This is a genomic window from Psychrobacillus sp. FSL K6-2843 (assembly GCF_038626375.1).
In the GTDB taxonomy this organism is placed as follows: Bacteria; Bacillota; Bacilli; order Bacillales_A; family Planococcaceae; genus Psychrobacillus; species Psychrobacillus faecigallinarum.
The window spans coordinates 3,077,711-3,103,024 of sequence record NZ_CP152021.1 but is presented as its reverse complement, the minus strand read 5'-3'; the positions used below and the strand labels follow the sequence as shown (position 1 = coordinate 3,103,024).

The 25,314-nt window shown below is 35.6% G+C and carries 28 protein-coding genes; 18 read left to right on the top strand and 10 right to left on the bottom strand.

Going from position 1 to position 25,314, the window contains the following annotated elements; genetic code table 11:
- The first annotated feature begins 22 nt into the window (after nucleotides 1-22).
- The 4 genes from MKY94_RS15725 (at nucleotide 23) to MKY94_RS15710 (ending at nucleotide 2,827) form a co-directional block, all read left to right on the top strand.
- A complete protein-coding gene (locus MKY94_RS15725; protein ID WP_144539073.1) occupies nucleotides 23-679 on the top strand; it encodes an amino acid ABC transporter permease in 657 nt (218 codons plus the stop codon).
- Nucleotides 672-1,394 (top strand): amino acid ABC transporter ATP-binding protein, encoded by a 723-nt coding sequence (locus MKY94_RS15720; RefSeq protein WP_144539071.1) that lies wholly within the window; start codon nucleotides 672-674, stop codon nucleotides 1,392-1,394. Before MKY94_RS15725 ends, MKY94_RS15720 begins: the two co-directional genes overlap by 8 nt.
- 184 nt (nucleotides 1,395-1,578) lie before the next feature.
- A complete protein-coding gene (locus MKY94_RS15715) occupies nucleotides 1,579-1,998 on the top strand; it encodes a DUF2262 domain-containing protein (RefSeq protein WP_144539069.1) in 420 nt (139 codons plus the stop codon).
- 70 nt (nucleotides 1,999-2,068) lie between these two features.
- Entirely contained in the window at nucleotides 2,069-2,827 is a 759-nt protein-coding gene (locus MKY94_RS15710; protein WP_342577350.1) for a hypothetical protein, read from the top strand.
- A gap of 129 nt (nucleotides 2,828-2,956) precedes the next feature.
- Here MKY94_RS15710 and MKY94_RS15705 read toward each other — a convergent pair whose 3' ends face one another.
- Both MKY94_RS15705 and MKY94_RS15700 read right to left on the bottom strand, forming a co-directional pair.
- The gene (locus MKY94_RS15705) at nucleotides 2,957-3,349 is read right to left on the bottom strand and encodes an MFS transporter permease (RefSeq protein ID WP_151113064.1); all 393 of its coding nucleotides are present in this window, start codon (nucleotides 3,347-3,349) and stop codon (nucleotides 2,957-2,959) included.
- 213 nt (nucleotides 3,350-3,562) lie between these two features.
- A complete protein-coding gene (locus MKY94_RS15700) occupies nucleotides 3,563-4,546 on the bottom strand; it encodes a C39 family peptidase (protein ID WP_151113066.1) in 984 nt (327 codons plus the stop codon).
- Nucleotides 4,547-4,758: 212 nt separating this feature from the next.
- Here MKY94_RS15700 and MKY94_RS15695 point away from each other — a divergent pair, with 212 nt between their 5' ends.
- The 5 genes from MKY94_RS15695 (at nucleotide 4,759) to MKY94_RS15675 (ending at nucleotide 8,631) form a co-directional block, all read left to right on the top strand.
- Complete coding sequence (locus MKY94_RS15695) at nucleotides 4,759-5,454, top strand: response regulator transcription factor (RefSeq protein ID WP_154310080.1); 696 nt, start codon at nucleotides 4,759-4,761, stop codon at nucleotides 5,452-5,454.
- Nucleotide 5,455: 1 nt separating this feature from the next.
- On the top strand, nucleotides 5,456-6,391 hold the full coding sequence (locus MKY94_RS15690; RefSeq protein WP_154310081.1) for a sensor histidine kinase: 936 nt from the start codon (nucleotides 5,456-5,458) through the stop codon (nucleotides 6,389-6,391).
- Nucleotides 6,392-6,491: 100 nt separating this feature from the next.
- Nucleotides 6,492-7,412, top strand: a complete 921-nt coding sequence (locus MKY94_RS15685; RefSeq protein ID WP_151113072.1) for an ABC transporter ATP-binding protein — start codon at nucleotides 6,492-6,494, stop codon at nucleotides 7,410-7,412.
- Complete coding sequence (locus MKY94_RS15680; protein ID WP_191697622.1) at nucleotides 7,405-8,100, top strand: ABC transporter permease; 696 nt, start codon at nucleotides 7,405-7,407, stop codon at nucleotides 8,098-8,100. Before MKY94_RS15685 ends, MKY94_RS15680 begins: the two co-directional genes overlap by 8 nt.
- 48 nt (nucleotides 8,101-8,148) lie before the next feature.
- Nucleotides 8,149-8,631, top strand: coding sequence for a hypothetical protein (locus MKY94_RS15675; protein WP_144539053.1), 483 nt, complete (start codon nucleotides 8,149-8,151; stop codon nucleotides 8,629-8,631).
- A 39-nt stretch (nucleotides 8,632-8,670) separates the two neighbouring features.
- On the opposite strand, the gene MKY94_RS15670 is transcribed toward MKY94_RS15675, so the two are convergent.
- Entirely contained in the window at nucleotides 8,671-9,297 is a 627-nt protein-coding gene (locus MKY94_RS15670; protein WP_144539182.1) for a GntR family transcriptional regulator, read from the bottom strand.
- A 232-nt stretch (nucleotides 9,298-9,529) separates the two neighbouring features.
- Here MKY94_RS15670 and garR point away from each other — a divergent pair, with 232 nt between their 5' ends.
- The 4 genes from garR to MKY94_RS15650 all read left to right on the top strand — a co-directional run bounded on the left by garR (nucleotide 9,530) and on the right by MKY94_RS15650 (nucleotide 14,400).
- On the top strand, nucleotides 9,530-10,423 hold the full coding sequence (gene garR, locus MKY94_RS15665; RefSeq protein ID WP_144539051.1) for a 2-hydroxy-3-oxopropionate reductase: 894 nt from the start codon (nucleotides 9,530-9,532) through the stop codon (nucleotides 10,421-10,423).
- A gap of 2 nt (nucleotides 10,424-10,425) precedes the next feature.
- Nucleotides 10,426-11,865, top strand: coding sequence for a four-carbon acid sugar kinase family protein (locus MKY94_RS15660; protein ID WP_342578692.1), 1,440 nt, complete (start codon nucleotides 10,426-10,428; stop codon nucleotides 11,863-11,865).
- A gap of 15 nt (nucleotides 11,866-11,880) precedes the next feature.
- Nucleotides 11,881-12,717 carry a class II fructose-bisphosphate aldolase gene (locus MKY94_RS15655; RefSeq protein WP_151113082.1) on the top strand — a complete coding sequence of 279 codons (837 nt, stop codon included), beginning with the start codon at nucleotides 11,881-11,883 and terminating at the stop codon, nucleotides 12,715-12,717.
- Nucleotides 12,718-13,080: 363 nt separating this feature from the next.
- Nucleotides 13,081-14,400 (top strand): gluconate:H+ symporter, encoded by a 1,320-nt coding sequence (locus MKY94_RS15650; RefSeq protein WP_144539045.1) that lies wholly within the window; start codon nucleotides 13,081-13,083, stop codon nucleotides 14,398-14,400.
- Nucleotides 14,401-14,483: 83 nt separating this feature from the next.
- Here the strand turns inward: MKY94_RS15650 and MKY94_RS15645 are convergent, their stop codons facing one another.
- The 3 genes from MKY94_RS15645 to MKY94_RS15635 form a co-directional block, all read right to left on the bottom strand.
- Complete coding sequence (locus MKY94_RS15645) at nucleotides 14,484-15,269, bottom strand: M15 family metallopeptidase (protein WP_342577349.1); 786 nt, start codon at nucleotides 15,267-15,269, stop codon at nucleotides 14,484-14,486.
- Between the two features lie 69 nt (nucleotides 15,270-15,338).
- Nucleotides 15,339-16,448 (bottom strand): HAMP domain-containing sensor histidine kinase, encoded by a 1,110-nt coding sequence (locus tag MKY94_RS15640; protein ID WP_144539041.1) that lies wholly within the window; start codon nucleotides 16,446-16,448, stop codon nucleotides 15,339-15,341.
- A complete protein-coding gene (locus MKY94_RS15635; RefSeq protein WP_144539039.1) occupies nucleotides 16,441-17,139 on the bottom strand; it encodes a response regulator transcription factor in 699 nt (232 codons plus the stop codon). The genes MKY94_RS15640 and MKY94_RS15635 overlap by 8 nt, the downstream gene beginning before the upstream one ends.
- Before the next feature lie 325 nt (nucleotides 17,140-17,464).
- Between MKY94_RS15635 and MKY94_RS15630 the strand changes: the two genes are divergently transcribed.
- Both MKY94_RS15630 and MKY94_RS15625 read left to right on the top strand, forming a co-directional pair.
- Nucleotides 17,465-18,340, top strand: coding sequence for a DMT family transporter (locus MKY94_RS15630; RefSeq protein ID WP_342577348.1), 876 nt, complete (start codon nucleotides 17,465-17,467; stop codon nucleotides 18,338-18,340).
- 98 nt (nucleotides 18,341-18,438) lie between these two features.
- Nucleotides 18,439-19,527: a mechanosensitive ion channel family protein gene (locus MKY94_RS15625; RefSeq protein ID WP_144539037.1), complete on the top strand. Its 1,089-nt coding sequence runs from the start codon at nucleotides 18,439-18,441 to the stop codon at nucleotides 19,525-19,527.
- A 37-nt stretch (nucleotides 19,528-19,564) separates the two neighbouring features.
- Here the strand turns inward: MKY94_RS15625 and MKY94_RS15620 are convergent, their stop codons facing one another.
- Nucleotides 19,565-20,104 (bottom strand): 2'-5' RNA ligase family protein, encoded by a 540-nt coding sequence (locus tag MKY94_RS15620; protein ID WP_154310086.1) that lies wholly within the window; start codon nucleotides 20,102-20,104, stop codon nucleotides 19,565-19,567.
- 338 nt (nucleotides 20,105-20,442) lie between these two features.
- On the opposite strand from MKY94_RS15620, the gene MKY94_RS15615 reads away from it, so the two are divergent.
- From MKY94_RS15615 to MKY94_RS15605, 3 genes are all read left to right on the top strand, one after another.
- Nucleotides 20,443-20,619, top strand: a complete 177-nt coding sequence (locus tag MKY94_RS15615; RefSeq protein ID WP_144539033.1) for an asparagine synthase — start codon at nucleotides 20,443-20,445, stop codon at nucleotides 20,617-20,619.
- A 76-nt stretch (nucleotides 20,620-20,695) separates the two neighbouring features.
- Nucleotides 20,696-21,085 (top strand): DUF378 domain-containing protein, encoded by a 390-nt coding sequence (locus tag MKY94_RS15610; RefSeq protein ID WP_151113090.1) that lies wholly within the window; start codon nucleotides 20,696-20,698, stop codon nucleotides 21,083-21,085.
- A 130-nt stretch (nucleotides 21,086-21,215) separates the two neighbouring features.
- Nucleotides 21,216-21,812 carry a methyltransferase domain-containing protein gene (locus MKY94_RS15605; RefSeq protein ID WP_342577347.1) on the top strand — a complete coding sequence of 199 codons (597 nt, stop codon included), beginning with the start codon at nucleotides 21,216-21,218 and terminating at the stop codon, nucleotides 21,810-21,812.
- A gap of 393 nt (nucleotides 21,813-22,205) precedes the next feature.
- Here the strand turns inward: MKY94_RS15605 and MKY94_RS15600 are convergent, their stop codons facing one another.
- From MKY94_RS15600 to MKY94_RS15590, 3 genes are read right to left on the bottom strand one after another with little or no spacing between them, the layout of a single operon-like run.
- Nucleotides 22,206-23,762: a YndJ family protein gene (locus MKY94_RS15600; protein ID WP_342577346.1), complete on the bottom strand. Its 1,557-nt coding sequence runs from the start codon at nucleotides 23,760-23,762 to the stop codon at nucleotides 22,206-22,208.
- Nucleotides 23,752-24,360, bottom strand: a complete 609-nt coding sequence (locus tag MKY94_RS15595) for a DUF4166 domain-containing protein (RefSeq protein ID WP_342577345.1) — start codon at nucleotides 24,358-24,360, stop codon at nucleotides 23,752-23,754. Before MKY94_RS15595 ends, MKY94_RS15600 begins: the two co-directional genes overlap by 11 nt.
- Before the next feature lie 2 nt (nucleotides 24,361-24,362).
- Nucleotides 24,363-25,274: a DoxX-like family protein gene (locus MKY94_RS15590; protein WP_342577344.1), complete on the bottom strand. Its 912-nt coding sequence runs from the start codon at nucleotides 25,272-25,274 to the stop codon at nucleotides 24,363-24,365.
- Nucleotides 25,275-25,314 lie beyond the last annotated feature (40 nt).

Sequence of the window (25,314 nt, the reverse complement as noted above, 5' to 3'; positions counted from 1 at the left end):
AGATAGAAAGGAGGGTAACGATATGTTAGATTTTTCTGCAGTCGTTCCCTCTATTCCTTATATTGCAAAAGGAATAGGTGTTACACTTCAAATAGTTGTTGGAGCCACAATTATAGGATTAGTTTTAGGTATTTTATTGGCTCTATGTAAAATTGGTAAAATTACCGCATTGAGATGGTTTGCAGACTTTTATACGTCCATTTTTCGAGGAACTCCACTCGTTTTACAATTGATGATTATTTATTATGCAATTCCTCAGCTTTTTGATATTAATATTGAGCCAATGCCTGCAGCAATAATTGCATTTGGTTTAAACTCTGGTGCGTATATCTCAGAGATTATTCGTGGAGGTATCAATGCTGTTGATAAAGGCCAGTTGGAAGCTTCATTAGCTTTAGGCATTCCATACGCAAAGATGATGAAGGATATTATCCTGCCACAAGCTATGAAAAATATCATGCCTGCTCTTATGAATGAATTTATAACTTTAACGAAGGAATCTGCAATTGTAACAGTGATCGGGGCTTTAGATATAATGCGTCGTGCTTATGTCGTTGGTGGTTCTTCTTATCGTTATTTAGAGGCATTAATGATTGCCGGAGTGATGTACTATATTCTTACACTTATTTTATCATTCCTTGGCAAGAAGCTAGAAAAGAGGATGAGTAGAAGTGATTAAAGTAGAAAAATTATATAAATCATTTGGAAAAAATGAAGTCTTAAAGAACATTTCCACGGAAATAAAGGAACAGGAAGTAATTGCAATCATTGGACCATCCGGTTCTGGTAAGTCTACCTTTTTGCGTTGCTTGAATCTTTTAGAAATTCCAACAAGCGGTGTTATTAGTATTGGAAATGATGTCGTGACGGATAAAAAAACAAATATTATGAAGGTACGTGAAAATGTAGGAATGGTCTTTCAGCATTTTTATCTGTTTCCTCATAAAACGGTATTAGAGAATCTAACTTATGCACCAATGCAGGTTCAAGGGAAATCAAAGGCAGAGGCGACAGCCACTGCTGAGGACCTTTTAAGAAAGGTTGGACTCTTTGAGAAACGTTCAGAATATCCAAATCGCTTGTCAGGAGGACAAAAGCAACGTGTAGCTATTGCCCGTGCCTTAGCGATGAACCCTTCTGTGATGCTATTCGATGAACCGACATCTGCCCTAGACCCAGAGATGGTAAAAGAGGTTTTGGCGGTTATGAAGGATTTAGCTGAATCAGGAATGACGATGATTATCGTGACACACGAGATGAACTTTGCCAAAGAGGTAGCAGATCGTATTTTATTTTTGGATGGTGGAGTATTAGTAGAGGACACGCCACCAAATGAATTCTTTAGCTCTCCAAAATCGGAGCGTGCAAAAGAATTTCTAGAAAAGGTTTTATAAGAAAATATGTATTCAAAAGACAGCAAGCTCAATAATTTTGAGCTTGCTGTCTTTTTTAGCATTAATAAATTTCAAGGATGACTGAAAAAGGTATTAGTGCTGTATTTGTAGAATTAAAGAGAATATTGTTATACATAAACTGAGTAGCTGTTAGATAGGGAAGAGTAATAATGGGAGGTAAAATATGGAAAATAAATGTATTTTTGATGTTCTAACCTTTGATATAGATAGGGGTAATTATGAGGGAAAAGTCGAAATACAGAAAGGTTATTTTATAGATGTAACTATATCTGTTGAGTCATTTGATAAAGATTTAGTATTTGAAGTAGCTGAAAATACCTTTGAAACAATAAAAGTCTCTGAGGAATTATATAAAGAAAAAATAGCAGAGGATTTACTGCAGCTACATAACGAAGTGTGGAATGAAGGAAGAATGACCAATAAGGATGAATTTAAAAAACGAATTAAAATGCAGGGAATGTTAATCTTTTGTGAGGGAAACGCAGAATTATATTATGACGATGGAGACTTATTTTGGGGACACACGATAGTAGTAGATATTGATGAGAACGGTTTATATCAAGATGCTCAAATTTTTGGATGAGATTAGTTTGTTGTTTGGCTATAAAAAAGCCTACAAGAGATGAATAAATAACTGAGAATAGAGGTTACATATGGAGGTTTTCGATAATATTAATTTAGAAAAGATACCTACAAATATAAGGATAAATGTTTTAGATAAGCAGGTAGATTTACCAGGAGAAATAAGAACAAAAATAAATCAATACTGGGAGAATATTAACAGAAAAGGCATATTCAATCGAGGAAAGGTTTTTAGTATTGAACAAGTTCAAGAGAATGAAAAGAATCTACTTATTTCCCTTACCCATACTGATTATGCCCATTTTCTTTATAGTAGGAAAATGGAATTACAATCTCAGTATGACTGTATTGTTGTCTACCCCGCTACACTCATCCTTACTTCGGACCAATATATAGTTTTTGGTCATATGAATGAAGGAACAGCTAATCCAGATAGAATTCAATTTGCCCCTGGTGGATTAGACGAAAATGATTTAGAAGAAGGGTATATCAATATACATAAAAACATTGAAAGGGAGATTCAAGAAGAGCTAGGCATTGACCTAACTAAAACGAAATGTAAATCTCCATTAAGACCATGGTTGATCAAACGCGGAGGAAAATCATTGGTTTTACTATATCAAGTAACTATCGATTTAACCTCTAAAGAAGTAAAAGAAATACATGAAAAATACAAAAATGATTTATATAGTTTAGGGAGTACTCCAGAGTTTAAGAGACTAGAAACTATAAAATATAACCGTACGGAGTTAACTAGATTGTTGTTAAGTGAACATCCAAAGGCCGATTATATAGACCCACTTTGTACGTATTTACTAAAACATTTATAAAAATAACAAGCTCTGAACATGAAAATAGTAAATGTTGAAGTTTGGAGTTAACGACCCACATAATCCTTTAAAAAATAGTAGAAGCACCTTCATTCACTTATTTGGATGATGGTGCTTCTTTTTTTTAGCTTACTCGACTATTTCAACTTGTGTCTGACGTTTTTTAGCTAACAGCATCCCGAAAAGGAAGGTCATGAAAATAACTCCCATAACAGTAATGACAATGCAGCGAAGGATATAATCAGAATCCATGGCAAAAATCACATCTTTGCGGAACCAGTTTTGGAAAGGTAGACCAAACCCTAGGAGAACAGCGAAGAATAGGAGTTTAGTCCAAATGCTTTTCCCCTTCATTTTTTTGATAGCACTATTCACTAATAAACGCAGTAAAGCTAGCCCTAATCCTACACAAAAGAATATCATTAGATAAGACACTATGTCGTCGTTGGTAATTACGGCTGCAAGGATCAATCCAATAGTTATAATTAATGAACCAAACATAAAAATATATTTTTTATTCATTTTACATTCTCCTTTACTTAATTACTGAACAATGTGTTGTCTATTTGCTTTATTATCATATAAAAACAGGATAATGAAAGCAATCGACAGATTTTTAGAAACTGTTCAGTGGTTAGTAGGAAGACCTTCGTATAGATGTATTGATGTTGATTTTGGAAGTTGGGGTAGCAAAAAAAAGAGAGCTTTGACGGTAGTCATTGCTCTCTTTATTATTTATTTTTTATAATCTACAACGATGTAAGGCTGTAATTGGAATGGCTTTGGCGCAATATTACGATCATTCCATTGTCCAAACCATCTTTCTAAAGGATAGAAGTAATATCCATCCTGCCAATGGTCTGATGTATCATACGGGTCAGCAAAGATGAGCATGTCATCACCAATACCAGGTGTACCATTATTATCATAGCCAATGATTGCTTGCCAATGTCCGTCCCAATCTGCCCACTCAACCATAATTGGACGATCGTTGGAAAGGTGGCTAGTTAACCACTTAACAAAATAGCTATCCTTTGCATCTGAAACCCAAGCATCGGTTGTATCGCTGTTTTCAGAAGCATATAAGCTATTCCACGTGAAGGTAGCAGGTAGGTTTCCTACATTGTTTCCAGTTGCTCCATCTGTTTCTTGAATAAGATCCTCTGTTGAATAATTCACTTTATAGCTTGTCTCAACAACTTCAAAGCCTTCTAAACTAGTAAAGAAGTTGTGAAGCTGGCTAACGTCGGTTCCATATTCGGGGAAGTTATTTGCTGAACCAGGTTTAGCCCCCGGAGTGTCTAAGTCGGTCATTGCTTTCATTTGCTCGGCAATATCCATCTCCGTCATTTCCGTATATCCAAAATGATTAGCAACCATTAAAGCTGTTGCTGGACCACAAGACCATTCTGTTGTTTGCTGCATCGTTTGAAAATTTTCGATTAGTAGTAATTGATCATCTGATTTCATGTTATAAAACTCAGGTGCTTTGAAGTAACGAGACTCTGCATTGTCGCCTGCTTCTGCATAAGCATCAGCACCGCCCATTTCATCATAGTCTTCGCCTTTAATCATTGTTGGTTTAACTGCCACAGTAGTTTCGGCTGACGCTTTTGTGTCTACTTCCTTGTTAACCTCCGCTTGTAAATCTGTGTTCTCTGAGCACGCAGATAATAATAGCATTGCGGATGCTAAAACTGCTGTAAGGGTTCTTTTCATTTATCCCCATCCTTTTCATATTTTTTTGAAACACAAGAATTTATTATATAGAAAGTAGGATACAATTCAATAGATAAATTTATATTATTTTTTTACTTTATTTTGAAGTAGCTTATTAAAATAAACATGGAGAAAAATTAGTTTATATATATATTTACTTCCATTAATTAGATATGATTAAGAGAAAAAGCGTATATAAGAGGTGTAAAGGAATGCCTAAACGTATTTTATTAGTGGAAGACGATGAATCTATTTGTGAGATGGTAGAAAAGTATTTAAGAAGTGAAGGTTTTCTAATTACTACCGTAAATAACGGAGAAGCTGCAGTCCAACAAAATGTGGTGTCAGCCTATGACTTAGTTATCTTAGATATTATGATGCCCAAATTAGATGGCTTGGAAGTGCTGAGAATTATTCGTGAGAAAAGCGCTGTACCTATACTAATCATGTCAGCAAAGGATAGCGATGTGGACAAAGCATTAGGACTGGGATTAGGGGCAGATGATTATCTTGCCAAGCCTTTTTCGTTACTCGAGCTTTCTGCCAGAGTTAAGGCTGCTATAAGAAGAGCCACAAAATATTCAAAGGAGCTAAATGTAAGCGAGGATGTCCTTATAATAGGAGATTTAAAAATAGATGTTAAGAATTTTACTGTTACTAAAGGAAATGAAAATTTAAAACTAACTGCAAAAGAGTTTGCTATCTTAAAGTTATTTGCTGCCAATCAAAACCGTGTATTTACTAAACAACAAATTTATCAGCTAGTTTGGAAAGATGAATATTATGGGGATGAAAATATTATTAATGTGCATATGAGAAGGCTTCGGGAGAAAATTGAAGTAGAACCCTCTAACCCAAGGTATATAAAGACTTTGTGGGGGATTGGCTATAAGTTGGAAGGTTTCTGATATGGTGCTTATATTATTTATCATAATTGCATTGTTAATTGGTCTCATTTTTTTCCAATACAAAGAAAAAAGAAACCTTACCTCTAACATTGCCTACGCACACCAAAAGCTTCAAATGATTGTTCAAGAAAACACTATAGAGAAAGTCTTGGCACATACAGAACATAAAGAGCTCATGCAATTGTTAAATATGATTAATGAGCTATTAGTTGAAAAACAAAAGGTTTTAGTAACCCATACAAGGTTAGAAGAGTCCATGAGGAAGATGCTCTCAAATGTATCCCATGATTTAAAAACACCGTTAACAGTAATTCTTGGATATATTGAAATGCTAGAAATTGACCACTCCTTAAATGAGGAGGAAAGAAGACAATTACTTCTTAAACTACATACTAAAACAAATGAAGTACTTAAAATTATTCATACATTTTTTGATTTAGCTAAAATAGAAGCGGGCGACCAGCACTACCCACTATCTAAGGTAAACATAAACGAAATATGTCGTAAGAACATTCTAACCTTCTACGATATGGTAACAGCGATGAATATGGATATTAAAATTGATATTCCAGAAGCCCCTCTTTATGCATTTGGTAATGAAGAGGCAATTGATAGGGCTTTGAACAATCTTTTATCTAATGCTCTAACATACGGTGCTGAAGGCAAGATAATTGGATTAGCTTTGAGAAATGACGAAGCTTACATCTACATTGATATTTGGGATAAAGGAAAAGGAATTGATGAATACCATGTGGATCGGGTCTTTGAAAGAACATACACCATGGAGGATTCTAGAAACAAATCCTTCCAAGGCAGTGGTCTTGGCCTAACGATTACAAAGCGACTTCTGGAAATAATGGGAGGTTCTATTCAGCTCTCAAGTATTCCTTATGAAAAGACTGTCTTTACAGCTACCTTGAAACGAATAACATATTAAAAAAGCTAGAAGAACTTAAGAAATTCGTAAGATTGTATTAATAAAAAAGAGAGGTTCATTTCCTATACTAAGGATAGTAAGAAATAGGGAGAGGGTTCTAATGTCGTATATATTGAAAACCAATCATTTGACGAAAGTATTCGAAGGAAGGGAAGTTGTATCTTCTGTTAACATGCATGTGCAAAAGGGAGAGATTTATGGGTTTTTAGGTCCTAATGGTGCTGGTAAAACAACTGTCATGAAAATGATTACTAATCTTATAAAGCCAACAAATGGGGAAATAGAGATTTTTGGTGAAAAGCTAACAGATCGGTCATATGAGGTACTTAAAAGAATCGGATCAATAATTGAGTACCCTATATTTTATGAGAAACTAACTGCTAGAGAAACATTGGATCTTCATTGTGAGTACATGGGCTTTTACGACAAGAAGGAAATAGAGAAAGTATTAGAAATGGTGAATCTTCATACAGGAGGTAAACGAGTAAAAGAGTTTTCCCTTGGAATGAAGCAACGTTTAGGAATTGCGCGTGCCATCATCACAAAGCCAGAATTGCTTATTTTAGATGAACCAATAAACGGATTAGATCCCATTGGCATTAAAGAAATGCGAGAATTATTTGAAATGCTTTGTAAGGAATATGGAATTACGATTCTCGTCTCTAGTCATATATTAGGCGAAATAGAACAATTAGCAGATACAATTGGTGTTATTAATAATGGAAAGCTAATAAAAGAAATCTCTATGAATCAGTTAGCTCAAAGTCAATCTGACTATATAGAATTGGTCGTTCAGGATGGAAAAAAAGCCGCTTTTCTATTGAGCGACAAATTACAGCTAGTTAACTTTAAAATGGTTGATGATCATTGTATTCGAATATATGAATCGTCAGTCTCCCAACAAATGATTTCCAAAGTATTGTACGAACATGATATAGAAATTGAGGCCATTAGTAAAAAAACGAGCTCTTTGGAGGATTATTTCATGAAGCTTATTAATGGAGGTGTAGTAAGTGTTTAAACTGATGAAGCTAGAAATGAAAAAGTTTAAGTTGTCTTCCTATTCACGCAACGCGATAATTGCTAATTTTGTTATTCTCGGTTTTATGTTTCTTATTTCCTTTATATCTAAAATGGAGGGAGATACTGACTTTGTGAATTATCAGGAGGCTATAGGAGTTATAGAATCCTTTGTTCGAGCGACCTTTATCATCTTTGCCTCCACTCTAATAGCTAAGCTAATAATAGGAGAATTCAAAAAGAAAACGATTACTACTTTATTTATGTATCCAATAAGCAGAAAGAAACTTATAGCAGCAAAGCTGACAATTATAATTATTTTTACCTTTACATGGATTATTATTTCTAATGTTTTTATTACAACTGTCTACTACTATCTAACCGTAAACTATCAGCTAATTCCAGGTTCGTTAACAGCTGACTTTTTGCAAGAACATAGTGTGAGTGTATTGATGAATGCAATTTCTGCCTCATGTATGGCACTAATTCCGCTTTACTTTGGAATGAAGAAATATTCAATTCCCACTACTATTATCACTTCGATTTTAATAGTAATGATTGTTTCCAACAATAATGGTAGCTTTTCATTAAACGATATAATTATAATTCCGTTATCGTTGGCAGTGATTGGCCTAACCGTTGCGTATCTTGCTATTCGAAATATTGATAGGCTGGATATAAGAGTATAAGTAAAGCTTGAGGAGTATAGTTCAAAACCAAGTCAGGGGGCTCCAAACATGAAAATCAAGCGAAGTGAGATACTCACTAACGATGACATTTGGAATGCAGTTTTAGCCGCCTATGGAAACTACTCTTTTCCGACAGAAAATGAAAAAATGAATGATTTCTATATTTTATTTAATTATTTTTGTGAGATGGAAAGCGGTGGACATGAAAGCTTACTCAATTGGTTTTCACAGCCAATCAAACAGATGGGTACTCACGAATACTTAAGACGACTGGCTATAATGTTGGAGCAGATTGGTGCTAATGATTACGCTGAGATTGAGAAGGCTTATTTGAAAGAAATGGTGAATATTTTTGAGGTAATAGAAAGCCGTGGATTTGAAGGTCCTAATTATGAAAGTCTAGAAGCAGATTTCATAAAAATAATTGAAAAAGCCGATAAGGAATATAGAAATTTAGATGAGCAGATAAATGCTCAAATATACAAATATGCCTTGATTATATATAAAGAGGTACTTGAGCTAGATAATTGATGGAAAAAGGATGGTGTGACATTGTCACAACCATCCTTTTTAATTTCTTGAAACATTGAGAATATGGAGACAAAAGTCTAAATCTGCTTGTAAATGCTTCTCCATCAACTCTTTTGCTTGTTCGGTATCCTGCTGGGAAATAGCCTTGTAAATTTCCTCATGCTCATCTATCAGTTGTGGTCGCTTATATAATACTACAGTTTTTCGGAACAAATAAATAATAGATTTCATCCGATCAATTGTTTCAATCATATGAGAATTACCACTAGAATTAACAATAATTTGGTGAAAGAGTTCATTTGCCTCCATAATTTCTTCTGGAGTTCCTTCCCTACCAACCTTAATACAGTTTGCTAAAGTCTCCAAATCTTGCTCTGGTAAATAGGTAGCTGCTGTCTTTGCAGCAAAGCCCTCTAATAGAATCCTCATTTGAAAAAGGTTCCGTAGGTCCTTTTCGGAAGGTTGAACGACTTTTTTGTTTACGATGAGGCCTTCGTTCGTTAGCTGACGAAGAGCCTCGCGAATAGGAGTGCGACTAAAGCCTGTTTCCGTAGCAAGTTTTTCTTCAACTACTTTTGTGCCTCCAGTAATTTCTCCATTTAAAATCCGATCTCTTATTTCCTCGTATGCTTGCTGGGAAGCTGTCCGACTATTTGAATGTAACATTCCCATTTAATTCACTCCTAAAGTCCATTAATTCTCTACCATAAACTTAACAAAAATAAAGAAAGAAAGATAGTTTAGAAAAAATCTTGATTTTTAATGGATACAAATGTGTCTAAAATGTATACAAAAATGAAAAAAGAGTATACAATAGCTTTATTGAAATAACCTGCAAGCGGTTTCAATTATAAAAACTTAATAATTATTACAAAAACACTAGGAGGAAATATATATTATGGCTAAAAAAGTTGGCTTTATCGGATTAGGAATTATGGGAAAACCAATGGCGATAAATTTATTGTCTAAAGGTTTTGAAGTAATGGTAAATGATTTAAATAAAGAAGCAGTGCAGGCATTAATTGATGCCGGGGCAACTGCGGGAGATTCAGCAAAGGTCATTGGGGAAAACAGTGAAGTGATTATTACAATGCTTCCTGCATCTCATCACGTACAGCAAGTAGTGCTAGGAGAAAATGGAGTACTTAGTGGAGCTAAAGAAGGCTCTGTAATTATAGATATGAGTTCTATTTCTCCTGTAGTTTCTAAAGAGATTGCGGAAAAGGCGAGAAAACAAGGTGTAGAAATGTTAGATGCGCCCGTAAGTGGAGGAGAGCCAAAAGCAATCGACGGTACACTTGCAATCATGGTTGGTGGGAAAGAAGAAGCTTTTGATCAAGTGAAGGACGTTTTATATGCAATGGGAGCTGAAGTTACTTTAGTTGGTGGGAATGGTAGTGGTACTACTGCAAAATTAGCAAACCAAGTTATAGTGAACTTAAACATTGCAGCAATGTCCGAGGCATTAGTGCTAGCTGCTAAAGCAGGAATCGATGTAGAAAAAATGTACCAAGCAATTCGTGGTGGATTAGCGGGAAGTGCAGTGCTAGATGCAAAGGTTCCACTAATTCTAGACCGTAACTTTGTTGCTGGAGGAAGAATTGACATTAATCTTAAGGATATGACAAATGTGATGGAAACAGCGCACGAAATTGGTGTTCCTCTTCCATTGTCAAGTCAGCTAGTCGAAATTTTCCATGCTTTAAAAGTAGATGGAAAAGCAGCAGATGACCATGGTGGAATTGTTCAGTATTACGAAAAACTTGCGAATGTTGAAGTAGGGAGAGCGTAATGATGATAAACAGTAAAGAAGCACGCAATACACAAGAGGTATTAGCATCTATTCCTTCGGTAGATACAAAATTAGTTCAACAAATGCTGAAAGATGAATTACGTAATTTAAATAAAAAAATTATCGTTTTAGATGATGATCCAACCGGTGTTCAAACCGTACACGGAATTTCTGTTTATACAGATTGGTCTATAGAAAGTATTGAGATGGGCTTCAAGGAAGACAATACAATGTTCTTTCTATTAACCAATTCTCGAGGCTTTACTGCGGCAGAAACGGAACAAGCTCATATAGAGATTGCTGAAAATATTGTGAAGGTAGCCAATAAAGTAAACAAAGATTTTATTGTTATTAGTCGAGGAGATTCCACTCTAAGAGGTCATTATCCACTTGAAACGGAAGTTTTAAAAAATACGGTTGAACAGAATTCTAATGTTCAATATGACGGTGAGGTAATCCTTCCTTTCTTCAAGGAGGGCGGGCGGTTCACAACAGACAATATTCACTATGTGCAATATGACGAACAATTGGTTCCTGCGGGAGAGACAGAGTTCGCAAAAGATAGAACCTTCGGATATAAAAAGTCTCATTTAGGTGAATGGGTAGAAGAAAAAACGGAAGGTAAGTATACTGCTGAAAAAACAACTTATATTTCATTAACTAGCTTACGAGAATTGAATGTAGAAGGTATTACAAACCAACTGCTACAAGTTAAAAATTTCGATAAGGTAGTCGTAAATGCAGTAGATTACGTAGATGTCGAGATTTTTGTTATAGCCCTAGTGAAGGCTATGAAGGCTGGAAAGCAATTTATGTTTAGAAGTGCAGCAGCGCTCACAAAGGTTATTGGAGGAGTTAGCGATAAATCACTTTTAACAAGAGAAGAATTGATTAAGGAAGAAACAAATCATGGCGGGTTAATTTTAGTGGGATCTCATGTGAAAAAAACTACCGAGCAATTAGAAGTGTTGAAAACAAACGAATCTATTGAATTTATCGAGTTTGATTGCCATTTAGTTTTAGAGGCAAATAAATTCCAACAAGAAATTGATCGTGTGATTGAAACAACCGAGAGCCTTATTAAAGAAGGCAAGACAGTCACAGTTTATACAAGACGGGAACGACTAGATTTAGGCGAAGGTAAAAAGGAAGAAGAGCTAAAACTTTCTGTTCAAATTTCAGATGCAGTTACTAGCATTGTTCAACGTCTAAGTATTCGCCCGAACTTCATAATCGCTAAAGGCGGTATTACTTCGAGTGATATTGGGACAAGAGGTTTAGAAGTAAAAAGAGCTACAGTAGCTGGGCAAATCAAGCCAGGTATTCCAGTGTGGCTCACTGGTGAAGAAAGTAAATTTCCAGGAATAGCTTACGTTATTTTCCCAGGAAATGTGGGAGCGGTAACAACACTAAAAGAGACAGTAGACATGTTGAATAGATAAGGGGAGATTCTAAAGATGATAGTGGATACAAAAAAAATACTAACGGATGCTCAACGCGATCAATATGCTGTTGCTGCCTTTAATGTATATAGCTTAGAAACAGTCCAAGCAGCGATCAAGGTAGCAGAACAAGAAAATCAGCCTGTCATCATTGCATTAGGAGAAAGATACTTCCCGACAGTTGATGTAGAGGGATTTGCAGCAATGGTTAAAGCGATGGCTGAAAAAGCAACAGTGCCGGTTGCTTTACATCTAGACCATGCCTATGAAAAAGAATCTATTATCCGCGCTATTAGATGTGGTTTCACTTCAGTAATGTTTGATGGTTCTGCACATCCATTCGAGGAAAATGTCCGCCTGACGAAGGAAATAGTTGAAATTGCGCATATGGCAGGTGTATCTGTAGAGGCAGAAATAGGATCTTTAGCCAAAGGAGAATTTTCTGATGAGGAAGAGGGAACGGGAACTTTAACCGATCCAAAGGCTGCCAAAGCGTTTGTGGAAGCTACGGGAGTAGATTTCCTAGCTGCAGCGATTGGTACGGTGCATGGTATGTATAAGGGAGAGCCAAAGATCGATCTACCCTTACTAAAGAGAATCCAGCAAGCAGTAGATCTTCCTTTAGTATTACACGGGGGCTCTGGTACTCCAGAGGCTGTAGTAAAAGATGCAGTCCAACTTGGTATATGTAAAGTGAACGTCAATACTGAAGTATCGATGGCTGCCGTTTCTTTTATGCAAGACTACTTAGCTTCTAAAAATATGGTTCATCTATCAACTGTTATGTCTGAAATGCAACAGGCAATGGAACCAGTAATGACGAAATTTGTTCGTCTATTTGCAAATAAATAAGTTTGTAAACTTCATAAGTAGTACTTTACCTATTTCTAAAATTTTATCTTAATTAAGTTAACCTGAGTACTTTACTGATAAAAAATGACTATTTAACACATGGTTGATTGTAGCGGCAGGCGGCGACTCCGGCGGGATGAGTGAGACAGATGAGACATCACACCCGACGCGTAAGCGACGGTGATGGCTTATCGCTCACCCCGCGGAAAGCGTCCGCTTAGAGCGAAAATCAATTATACTTTATGATTAAAAAGTATGTATTTCTATTTTATATTTCCGTATTATCTTTTTGTATAATTCTGACTTTTAAAATTGATTCAAATAAATAGAATTTAAATAACATTTATAGAAATGAGGATTACAATGCCAATAGTATCTATTTGTATAGGGGTTGCCCTATTACTTTTATTAATGATTGTATTCAAGTTGAACGCTTTTATCTCATTGATTTTAGTTGCTTTAGTCGTTGGGATATTAGAAGGTATGACCCCTTTAGAAGCTATGACATCTGTTCAAGGCGGGCTAGGGGGAACACTCGGAAGTCTGACTATGATTATTGTATTTGGAGCAATACTTGGTAAGCTAATGACGGATTCAGGTGGTGCTCAGAAAATAGCCAATACCCTGATAAACTCTTTTGGTAAAAAGAGAGTCCAGCTAGCTGCGGTACTTACAGCTTCTGTAGTGGGAATTGCGTTGTTTTTTGAAACAGGAGTAGTAGTACTGATTCCTTTAGTATTTACAATTGCAACTGCCGCTGGAGTACCAGTCTTATACATTGGTATGCCGGTTATAGCCGCACTAATTACTATGCATGGCTTCGTACCACCACATCCTGGACCAACTGCTGTGGCAAGTGTGTTTGATGCCAATATAGGTAAAACAATGCTATATGGAATTTTAATTGCGATTCCAGCGATTATTCTAGCAGGTCCTTTATACACAAAGTTATTTAAAAAGGATTTTTTAGAGGTAGAGATTCCAAAGGGTTTATTTAATCCTAAAGAGTTCACGGAAGAAGAGATGCCAGGATTTGTTACAAGTATTATTACTTCTCTTATGCCGGTTATTTTAATAGGCTCTCAGGTAGTGGTTGAAATTATTGCACCTGACTCAGCTGTTATGCCGTTCTTTGATTTTATCGGTAATGCAAACGTGGCATTGCTATTGTCAGTAATTTTTGCATTCTTTACATTTGGTATAAACAGAGGCAAAAAGATGAAGGATATAATGCAATCTGTTTCTGATGCAGTTGGTGGGATTGCTATGATTCTTCTAATTATTGCTGCAGGCGGTGCGTTCAAGCAAGTGCTGATTGATAGTCAAATTGATGTGTATATCTCAGATATAATGGCTGGTTCTACTCTTTCACCATTGTTAATGACGTGGTTAATTGCTGCTATCTTAAGGATTTCAGTTGGATCTGCTACAGTTGCTGGTATGACTGCTGCTGGTATAGCAGCGCCTTTAGTTGGAATTACTGGTGTAAGTCCAGAGCTTATGGTATTAGCAGCAGGTGCTGGTAGTGTAACTTTCTCTCATGTAAATGATGCAGGGTTCTGGATCTATAAAGAATACTTTAACCTGTCTATCGGGAAAACGATTAAAACATGGTCTGTAATGGTAACGATTATCTCCTTAGTTGGATTAGCAGGAGTCTTAATATTAAATATGTTTGTTTAAGCATGTTAAAGGTTCTTAAAAAAGTGAAGACAAGCCGATTTTGGCTTGTCTTCACTTTCCTTATTTTATAACCATGAATCGCATTAATTAATAACAGAAGTAATGATATACCCAGTATGATTGTCTCCAGAAATATTAACTTGATCAGTATTTGGTATGTGAGCAACCTCCATGTTTTCAACATACTGGACATAATAAGTAATACCTTTTATTTGTTTTTTATAATGTCGCTTTTCTTTTAAAAATAACAAATATTCCTCCAACGCAAAATTCTTTTTCTCCATCATGACACTATGAGGCAGACCAACATAGCGGAAATGCCAAGGCTCAAAAGCAATGCCCGTAACGTCTACTTTGTTTTTGGGGTAACGTAATATAAAGCCGTAATCAGCAGCATTCTTTGCCAGCCATTCACCTTCTAACGTTTTCTCCATCGTACCTTGAGTGGATCCAATATCTAAGGAAAGGCCACTTTGATGTTCGCTATATCCAGTAGGAAGTGCATAACTAGCACCATTTTCCTCATAAAGTTGCTGTTGTAGATTTCCGCTACGGTAGGCACTATTGATTTTAAAGTGATGAATACCATCATTAGCAGCTTGTTCAAACATTTTCTGTAAAGGTTCTATGACTTTCTTTTCAAGCAGGTACTCTGAATCTACGACGACATTACTCGCTAGGTTTGATGGAATAACAGCTAAGTTAGTTGGGTCTTGCTGTAGTTTTGTTTCTTTATTGACTAAGATTAGCTCTCCGTTATGGACAGATTCATTATGTAACGGGATTTCCTGCTCTAGAGCTGGAGAATTCTTTAAAATGAATGGAAAACCAATAATTATCAATACAATGGCCACTAATATTTTTTTCATGTAAACTCTCTCCTTTTCTAATAGTTCCTAGCTTAAGGAAGAGAGTTTAAATAGAAAGTGGGTAAAAGCTTAAATATTTCTTAAATCGAGAGGAAGCGTTACCTCAAAATGAATTCTCTGCTCTCCATTCCAAACATGGATGGACCCATGATGTTTTTCCACTATTGTTTTGGCTATATACAAACCTAGCCCCGTTTGCTTTTTTTGTAAACTTCTCGATTGATCTACTGTATAAAACATATCAAAAAGGTGAGGCAGGTCATCCTCAGAAATTGGTCTACCGTGGTTACTGAGGCGAATCTCGATTGTCTTGCTAGTTTTTTTGGCTATGATTTGTATAGGCTCTGTCAAGTCACCGTACCGTAGGGCATTACTTAATAAATTTTCAAAAACACGTGCTAGTTCCTTTCCATTCCCCATAGTGAATAGATTCGGTTCAATGCTTTCTTCGATTTTGGCATCCCTCTCATCAATGAGGGGATACATTTCATTAATCAATTGAAGAAGTAATTGTTGTATATTAATAGTCGTTTGTTCCGTTGTGTTTAAAGTTAAAGATAAATCTAATTTAGAAATATCAAATAATGTTTCAATGAGCTCCTCTAAATATTGTGATTTATTATAGGCAATTTTTGTGTATTCTTCTATTTGTGCAGGCGTTAAGTTGAGTTGATTTTGCAATAAGTTTAAATAACCAATGACAGACGTTAATGGTGTCCGTAAATCATGCGCTAAATTGGCAATCAATGTTTCTTTACTACTCTGAGACAATGCTTGTGATTCAATTGCTTGCTTCAATCGGGTACTTGCCTCATTAATATCTTTCGCAATGTATTGGAATTCATCATTGGAGGAAATTTGTGTTTTGTAGGAAAAGTCACCATCTGCTAAATGACGGATGCCTTCAGAAATCTCCTTAAAATATTTTGTGTACGTTCTTGTTAACAAATAGAAAATGATAATGGCCAACGGTATATAAATGACCATGAATACATAGACATCGCCGATTTGTCGCATCAATTGACGGTAATACATATAGGTGTCACCGTAATAAACATTTTTTCGGTAATAAAGCTGCAATAGCTTATAAATGGAAAATGTAATAAATGCTGCAATGAGTAAGCTTTTTATAAACAAATAAATAATGCGCATGCGGAAGCTGTGTATAAATTTATTCATTGATTTTATAGCCTACTCCCCAAACCGTTTCGATGATTTTTTTAGCTTTGTTCGAATCATTTAATTTTTTTCGTAACGTGCGAATATGAACCATGACGGTATTAGCCCCTTCAAAATATTGCTCCTTCCAAACCTTTTCAAAGATTTGCTCAGAACTAAATACTTGGTTAGGGGAGCTTGCTAACAATAATAAAATATCAAATTCCTTAGGGGTTAAATCAACTTTTTCATCATTTACCGTGATGGTTCTTTCACTTGCTTTGATAATGAGATTTTGAAGTTGAATAATATCCTTCGTGTTTGTCTGTTCCGTTTGACTCCACTGAAAGGCTCTTCTTAATTGTGCTTTAACCCGAGCGACTAACTCTAAAGGATTAAAGGGCTTTGTCATATAATCATCTGCGCCGATGACAAGCCCGCTAATTTTATCGAAGTCTGATTGCTTGGCGCTTAAAAAAATGATTGGTGTTTGATGTGTTTGGCGTATTTGTGTAAGCACCTCATGACCATTTAAATGAGGCATCATAATATCTAAAATGACGAGATCAATAGGATTATTCTTAAATATTTCAAGACCTTCAAGGCCATTATGTGCCTGTAAGGTTTTGAATCCTTCGTTTTGCAAATGAATCGAAACAAGTTGGGCAATTTCTGTTTCGTCATCGATAATTAGTATTGTTCTTGTTTTCAAGGTGAAAATGCCTCCATTTCAATATTAATTGTTATAAATATAGGTCAATCTTAGCAAATATAATTATTATAGACGATAAATCTTAAATTTTTCTGAAGTAAAGAGCTTAACATTTATTAGAAGAATTTGTTGCATCAAGCTGTACAGAGTGAGACAGATGAGCCATCACAACCCCACGGAACGCGTCCGGTTAAAATAGAAATCAACCATTTTTTTGTAAACTATTCCTGCAAGAACTTGACTTGTTTTTTTAAAGTAAAATAGTTATTTATTCAATCTATACGATATACTTACAGGTATGAAATTGGTTAGGTTGGTGAAGAGAATGCAAAGATACATAGGAGAAATATTGTTGATTGTTACCGCTATTATTTGGGGGAGCGGATTTGTAGCAAGTGCGGTATCGTTGGAGCACTATACACCCTATCAAATATTGGCCGTGCGTTTTTTAATGGGCGCATTATTATTAAGCGTTTTGTTTTCTAAAAAGTTCAAAAGACTTACAAAGCGTACTTTGTTAAGCGGAATAGTGCTGGGGGTATTTTTGTATGTTGCATTTGCTTTACAGACGGTGGGGCTTCAATTTACAACTCCGTCCAAAAATGCATTTTTAACCGCTGTAAATGTTGTAATTGTACCTTTTATCGGTTTTTTAATATACAAGCGGAAAATCGATATGTATGAACTAACAGGGGCAATATTAGCAATAGCTGGTGTTGCAGTTCTATCTTTAAAATTGTCTGCCGAGATTAATGTGGGAGATTTGCTAACGCTAGGCTGTGCAGTTGCCTTTGCATTTCACATTTTTTACACTGCTATCTTCGTTCAGAAAGAGGATCCAGTTGTATTAACGATAGTACAAATGGGTACATCGGCTTTAATTGCTTGGATTATTGTATTCTTTAGGGGAGAGACGACTTTTTCTGTTGAAACAGAGGGAGTTCTTTATTTGTTATACTTAGGTGTTTTTTCAACAACGATTGCTTATTTAATGCAGACGGTTGCTCAAAAGTACATAACAGAAACAAAAGCGGCTATTATATTATCAACGGAATCATTCTGGGGTATGGTATTCTCGGTCATCATATTAAGTGAAATATTAACAGTTAAAATGCTTGTGGGAGCGATACTAATACTATTAGCTATTGTTATTTCAGAAACAAAGTTTAACTTATTGAAAAAAAGGCGAACCTCCATATAAGGAACATTTTCAATCTATCTAATAACAGCAAATCATTAAAGTTTAGTAAGAATTTGTGTTATGATATGGATTGATTTTGTTAGGAGGTATTATGTTTTATGGATTGGTCTATCTTTATCACGTATATTTTTTGGAAGAATCTTAGTATATCTATTGGTATACTATTAGTGTTTCTTATTTTGAGGAAAATTTTCTCGAAATATGTATTTAACCTGTTAATCAGGCTAAGCGATAAAACTCCGACCGATACATTGACTAATCTTTTTCGTTCTTTTGAAAAGCCTATTCAGTGGATGTTTATTACAGTCGGTATTTATGTAGCAGCTAGCTTCTTTCCACACTTTGATGAAACTAATAAATTCTTCCTGGTGCTTATAAGAGTTTCCTATATTATTCTTATAAGCTGGGGATTATATAATATGTCATCTGATTCTTCTACTTTCTTCACTAAAATGAGAAATAGATATAACCTCGATATCGATGATATACTCATTCCTTTTCTTTCAAAGGCTTTACGAGTTATTATTGTTGTCATTAGTTTTAGTGTTGTTGCTGAGGAATTTGGTTATAACGTAAGTGGATTTGTAGCAGGACTAGGTTTAGGAGGAGTAGCTATTGCCTTTGCTGCAAAGGATGCTCTTTCTCATCTATTAGGTGGTTTTGTTATTATCACGGAAAAGCCCTTCAGAATAGGGGATTGGATTTTAACTCCTGATGTTGAGGGAACAGTGGAGGATATAACTTTCCGAAGCACAAGAATACGGACCTTTGCACAAGCAGTAGTCACCTTGCCGAATGCGACTATTGCAAATGGTCCTATTACAAACTGGAGTAAAATGGGTAAAAGACAAATTAATTTTAACCTACGAGTATCTCAAGAGACGCCTAAGGAAAAATTAGAGTTAATAGTAAAAGAAATTGAAAAGCTTGTAAGTAAGCATTCAGGAGTTCACCCAGAAACGATTTTCGTAAAATTTGATGCATTTAAAGAAAATGGGTATGATATTTTCTTATATTTCTTTACTAATACAACAGTTTGGGCTGAGTTTTTAAAGGTAAAAGAAGATATTAACTTTAGTATCATGGAAATTTTAGAACGCGAAGGAGTTTCCATTGCCCTTCAAAGTCGAAAAGTTTATGTGGATTCGGAATTAGTTCAGAATGAAACGATGAAAACAGAGGAATAATATATCCGCCTGAGACTATCTCTTGGCGGTTTTTTCTTTATATAATTTTTAATTTTTTGGAATATAGAATAGGTGCGTATCCTACCGTCGATGTGTCAATCAAGGCAATTTCTTTTATAAAACCATAAATGGATGTTTGGTTATATGAGCAATGATGCATGGCCTCTAATAGTTTTTCCTTAGTCAAACGATTAGCAATTGTACAATGGGGAATCCAACGACCTGGATTGTATAACGAGTCTTCTTCTTGAATTTTTTTGAAATGTTCGTGATAGTCCATATGAAAATCCATTAATTCTTTAGTAACTAGGGGAGAATAAAAAAGTGCTCCAGAATTAATAAATGACCCAATCGTTTCAAAAGAAATAGTTAATGAAACCTTCTCTTGCAAATATCGATCCATTTCTTTTATATATTGTTCAACATTTAAATTTTTATAGCTGGCAATAGTTATATGTGGTTTTCGGTCTTTGACTTCAGATGCATAGGAAGAGATGTTTTGATCTTTCAAATCATTCCATACCTCAATAATCTGTTGTTCGGTTTCTTCATCAAATAAAGCAATTATTCCATACATAATACACACACCTTTTTATTAGTTAACGCTCAGTTCTGAAACGTTCTACTTCTTTTTCTAAATTGTCCAGTCGTCTATGTATTCTATAAAAGATTGGTAAGTATGCCAATGCCATTATTACCAACAAGCCCAAACCTGTCACTCTTCTCATATAGAGAATTTATTTGTCCAATTATATCATATAGATACTTACTGAGAATCCAAAAGATGTAAAAATTTTAGAGCCAATGAAAAATATTCAAAATCATAATTTCCCTCGTATTCGATGAATTGTATAAACAGATAGTTATTGCGAAAGATAAGAACGAATCATAGCAATTAATGAGAGGAGTGTTTTTATGGAGAGTATTCGCGAGGGATTAATCCCGACAGTATTAGGGACAGCAGTAACTACAACTGGAGTAGCGTTGAGGAACAATAGAAGCATCTCACCATTAATAACGAGTTCAATTATAGGTTTTGGCCTGGCACATATAGTGTTAGGAGCAATCGATTTAGTTGAACACCGCCGCTAAGATTCAAATGGAGGAATTCGTTTTTCCTTTCTTATTACCTAGCTTCACATACACAAAATGAAGGAGGTGTTGGTCCATGTCAGTAATATCCAGAATTGCTTTAGCATTAGTTATTATTGGTGCATTAAACTGGGGTTTAATCGGATTCTTTGAGTTTGATTTAGTAGCATCTATCTTCGGTGGACAAACTTCTGCGTTTGCTCGAGTAGTGTACGCACTTGTTGGCTTGAGCGGAATAGCATGTATACCACTTCTATTTGCCCAAGAGGACGAACAAAACAGTACGAGTTCTTCCAAAGACGGTAATCGTCAAGCTTACAGAAATCTAAGCTATGATACGGAATTTGCAGAAGAAGAGGAAATTATTGTTGCAGCAGATCCACAAACTAAAGCTTCGACTGGTAATTCAACAACAAACCCTCAAACGAATTATTATAAAAAAACTTCTAAGAAAAAGAAGAAATAATTCTGTATGAGAACTAGGAAAACTGACGAACGTTTTAACGTTCGTCAGTTTTTTTATATGCAAACAAAAGGATAATAGGAGCAAATAGCGAATATTAAAAGAAAAAACTTGGATTATATGGAGGAACAAGATGAATATTGAGTCATTGAAGATAAATAAAGAAAGCTGGGAAAAATCAGCAGAACATTTTTATGGAAGAAACCCTCTTCCAGAGTATGGACCAATGGCTCCGCGTGAGGAGCAAATGAATCTTTTTGGAGAAGTAGCAAATCTCAAAGTATTGGATATTGGCTGTGGAAGTGGCCATTCCTTGCTGTATATGGGAGAGAGAGGCGCTGGAGAACTTTGGGGTATAGATCTATCGGAAAACCAAATTAACGCTGCAAAAACATTGTTAAAGACACAAGGATTTTTAGTGAGATTATTCCAGTCACCAATGGAAACGAATCCTGGATTGCCACTAAACTATTTTGATGTAGTATATTCTATTTTTGCAATTGGTTGGACTACAGACTTAGAAAAAACATTAGAGAATATCCATTCCTATTTAAAACCAGGAGGTATTTTTGTTTTTAGCTGGGAGCATCCTTTACATAGTAGAGTAAAACATGAAGAAGGAAGCTTTATTTTCAACAAATCCTATCAAGAGGAAGGTCCGTATGACCATGAATTTTGGGATACTCAAGCAATCATGCAACAATTTAAAGTTAGTACATATAATCAATAAGCTTATAAACGTTGGTTTTAAAATCGAAGAAGTTATAGAAGAGGTGTATTCGGAGGAGGCAGATTTACAACGCCATGTGAATAGATGGTACTCATTTGAAAAAGCACAGCTTATACCGACTACTCTCATTATTAAATGTAGCAAATTACAATTCGATGAAGAACTTGAAAAGTAGTAAGTTAATATATAGAAAGATAGTCTTTCATTCTCAACCTTCTATTATTTATTAATTGAAGCGACAGGCGACTCCAATGTGATGAGTGAGGCAGATAAGACATCACCATACAACGCGTATAGCGACGGAGATGACTTATCGCTCTCCCCACGGAAAGTGTCCGTATAAAGTGGAAATTAAGCATGTATTGACCCGTCAAAGGGAGCTTGCGCTTTTAACTATTTCCAAATAATTTTATATTTGATTGTCAGAAAGGGAACTGAAAAGATTCGCATCTGATGTCTTGCAGTTAGTACATCACTCTTTTCTTCTAAAAGAAATTGTTCCTCCAGAGGAAGCTTAAAGACATTATTGCCAAAGGCGAGGTAAATTCCAGCATCAGAGGTTGATGCTCTCTTACTAGTTAACAGCAGCTTCCCATTCTTTTCATGTAATTCCAATATGCCAATCATAGTCGACCAAGGGAGTGGTAAGGCAATATTCATATAGCTTTTGTCGCCTTTTTGGTGTAAGGAATATAAAGCGACAAAGATGACATCCTGTTCAACTTTGCGAATCCAAGCTCTCGTCTTCATACGACCATCTTCTATAGCTACAATGTTACCTGTCATTTCCATTTGTTTAGAGGAAATCGGTAGATTCAGTTGTTGCATTTTTTTACTAAAGACTTTGTAAATAACTGCAAAAGGCTTAAACCATGTATGCCAACTGACTTCAGAAAACAAACGATAGCGCTGAGTGTTTTCATAAAAGTCGATAATCCTTGAAGGTAGTGCTTTGCTGTCCACATATACATTCATATCGTCTACTAGGCCACTATAGCTGGAGTTTCCTTTATGGTTGGATAGTATTTTTTCTCCGACATTCCATTTCCCCCTAATATTGCTTACTGGAAAGCACCAGCCTAAATGCTTGGTAGGAGGAGTCCACATAGACCATCCGAAGATTCCAACCCCAGCAAAGACCACACAGTTGAGAAATCCGTGAAACTTCAACATGAAGTCAATCGTGACTCCAAATAACCCAAAGGCATTTCCCATTGTATAGAGAAGAGAAAAAATAATAGTAATTCCTAAAGCTCCGAATGATGTCACGACACAACGTTTCTGTAAGCTATTTTTATATGTTGTCTTTAAGGACAAAATTATGAATCCGTAAATTCCAATGATATAAAGAATGACAGAGACAAATTCTATTAAGGTGGAAAAAGTAATGCCAATCGCCACTACCATCGGTGATATTAAAATAATCGTAGTGAGTAGTTTATAGCCAATTGGTTTATATATTCTTCCTAAAAACCCGATGAAAATAGGCAAAAGAAAGGAGGAATAATGAAAGTGGATGCCTGTCAGCCAAGTCAAAATTGGTGAAAATCCTGTATCTAACTCGACTATAGAGGCAAAAAACCAAAGGCCTCCGATAAATAAATACATGAACCCCATATCAATAGCAAACTCTTCTAAGTGGGAAAATCCTCTTTGAACAAAGCGTTTAAATCCATAGGTAGCTACTACAAGAGTAAAAAGTAAATATATAAATGCTAGTAGAATATCAAACTTTGTTTCACCTGTCATTTGTAACAAAGAAACTGCAATAATAGCAGGTATGACTAAAAAATAAATTCTCTGCTCTGTTCTTAAAACTAATCTCAATACAAGTGGTACAAATAAAATTTGTGCCACGGTCAACATTAGAAAATACCATGGAGTTACACTAAAGATGGCGACAAATAGAAATAAAATAGTATGTAGAATGGCGATCCATTTATAGGTCATCTGCCTGAAACACTCCTTCATACTCAAACAAGGTGCCTAGTATAGGATTGGTAATTAAAACATGGATGGAAAACGCATCTAGTTTTTCTAGATAGCTTTCTTTCACAAGAACATTCCCTTTTAATAGTTCAGGTAAAGAAACTTCTAGTTTTCCAATAACCAAGCGTTGTTTCCTAGATTCTATTTGCATACTTCCTTCCTCTGTTACAAGGAAAAAAAGTTCAGAGTAGAACAAGCTAGGCTCGCCTAGATAATCCTTTACAAGTCCATTTGGATCTAGGCTCATCAATGCATTAAAATATCTTGTTTTTTTCGGGAAAAAAAATGTTCTTTCCCAGACGACCTGTTGCTCTCCATTTGGACCAATTTGACCTTTGTTTACAATTCGAAATGGTATGTTTTTTCCTTGCTCGGGAAATAAAAACTTCCAGCGAGTAGCTAAAAGAAAGAAGGGGGATAGCCATCTAGGCCCACCCTTTATCTTCGTCATCACTCCTGTAGCCTTAAAGATTGTATGGGGTGCAATAGTATATCGACTTTTAAGCATAGGATGGAGTCTATGAAATTGTTCTCCTAGCATTTCTTTGTAGATGGACATTTTTAAGCTCCTCGTCTTGAACGTTTACAGTTTTTTGCTGTAGGTATATCGTTGCTAACGAACAAACCGATAATCGTTAACGCAAATAATGATAGGTTAAACGTTAATGGGTTAAATGGATCTCCGAAAACTGTAGCGTCTCCTATTATTGTAGTAAGCGTGAGTAAAGGAAAAATGATTAACTGGATTTTTAATAATCTTCTTTTATTTTTATATAGTAACCATAGGAGACCAAATACAATTTCTATTACCCCAGCTGTTGCTACTATATTTTGCGCTTCATTGAAGGTAAAGGGAAGCAAGCCTTGGGTCATCGATACTTCTTCAGGGTGCATTAGGATTAGCTTAGGAATTAGACCATGATATACCCACACAAAAAAGAACAAGATGGTGATAATCCAGTGACTGAAAAATCGTATAAACTGTCCAGATGGTGCATCACCCTTTTCTAGCCACCTCTTTAGTACATCGAAGCTAAGTGCTGTTGCCCATCCCATCATTGGTCGAAAAAGCAGCCGATCGATTACTTTTCCTAGTCCTCCAAACCGCACATCATAATCATATTGAGTCAGAAAGGTAATCCCCTGTTTCTCTGGAATGTACTTCCAATAACCCTTTCCCTCGCTAATAGGAGAGATCCATTGATCGGTACCGAAATGGAGGGAGGATGTTCGAGAATCATCATTAGCATGAAAGGTACCCACACTTTTTCCCCAACCGGCAACGGCTAATCCAAATCCAATATTCGTTTTATATTCAAACAATTGTGGTTCATCATCTTCTTTAGGTAAATAAGTGATAGAGGAAAAACGCAAATCCCATTGCTCATGTAGTGAGGGATCTTGAGATGCCTCCCATAATCTGTCCATATCTGTGTAAATTGTAGTCTCTACATAAATTGGTTTATTTTTCATATTACCACCTCTCCTTTAGAATATCATAAAGGACTTTGTA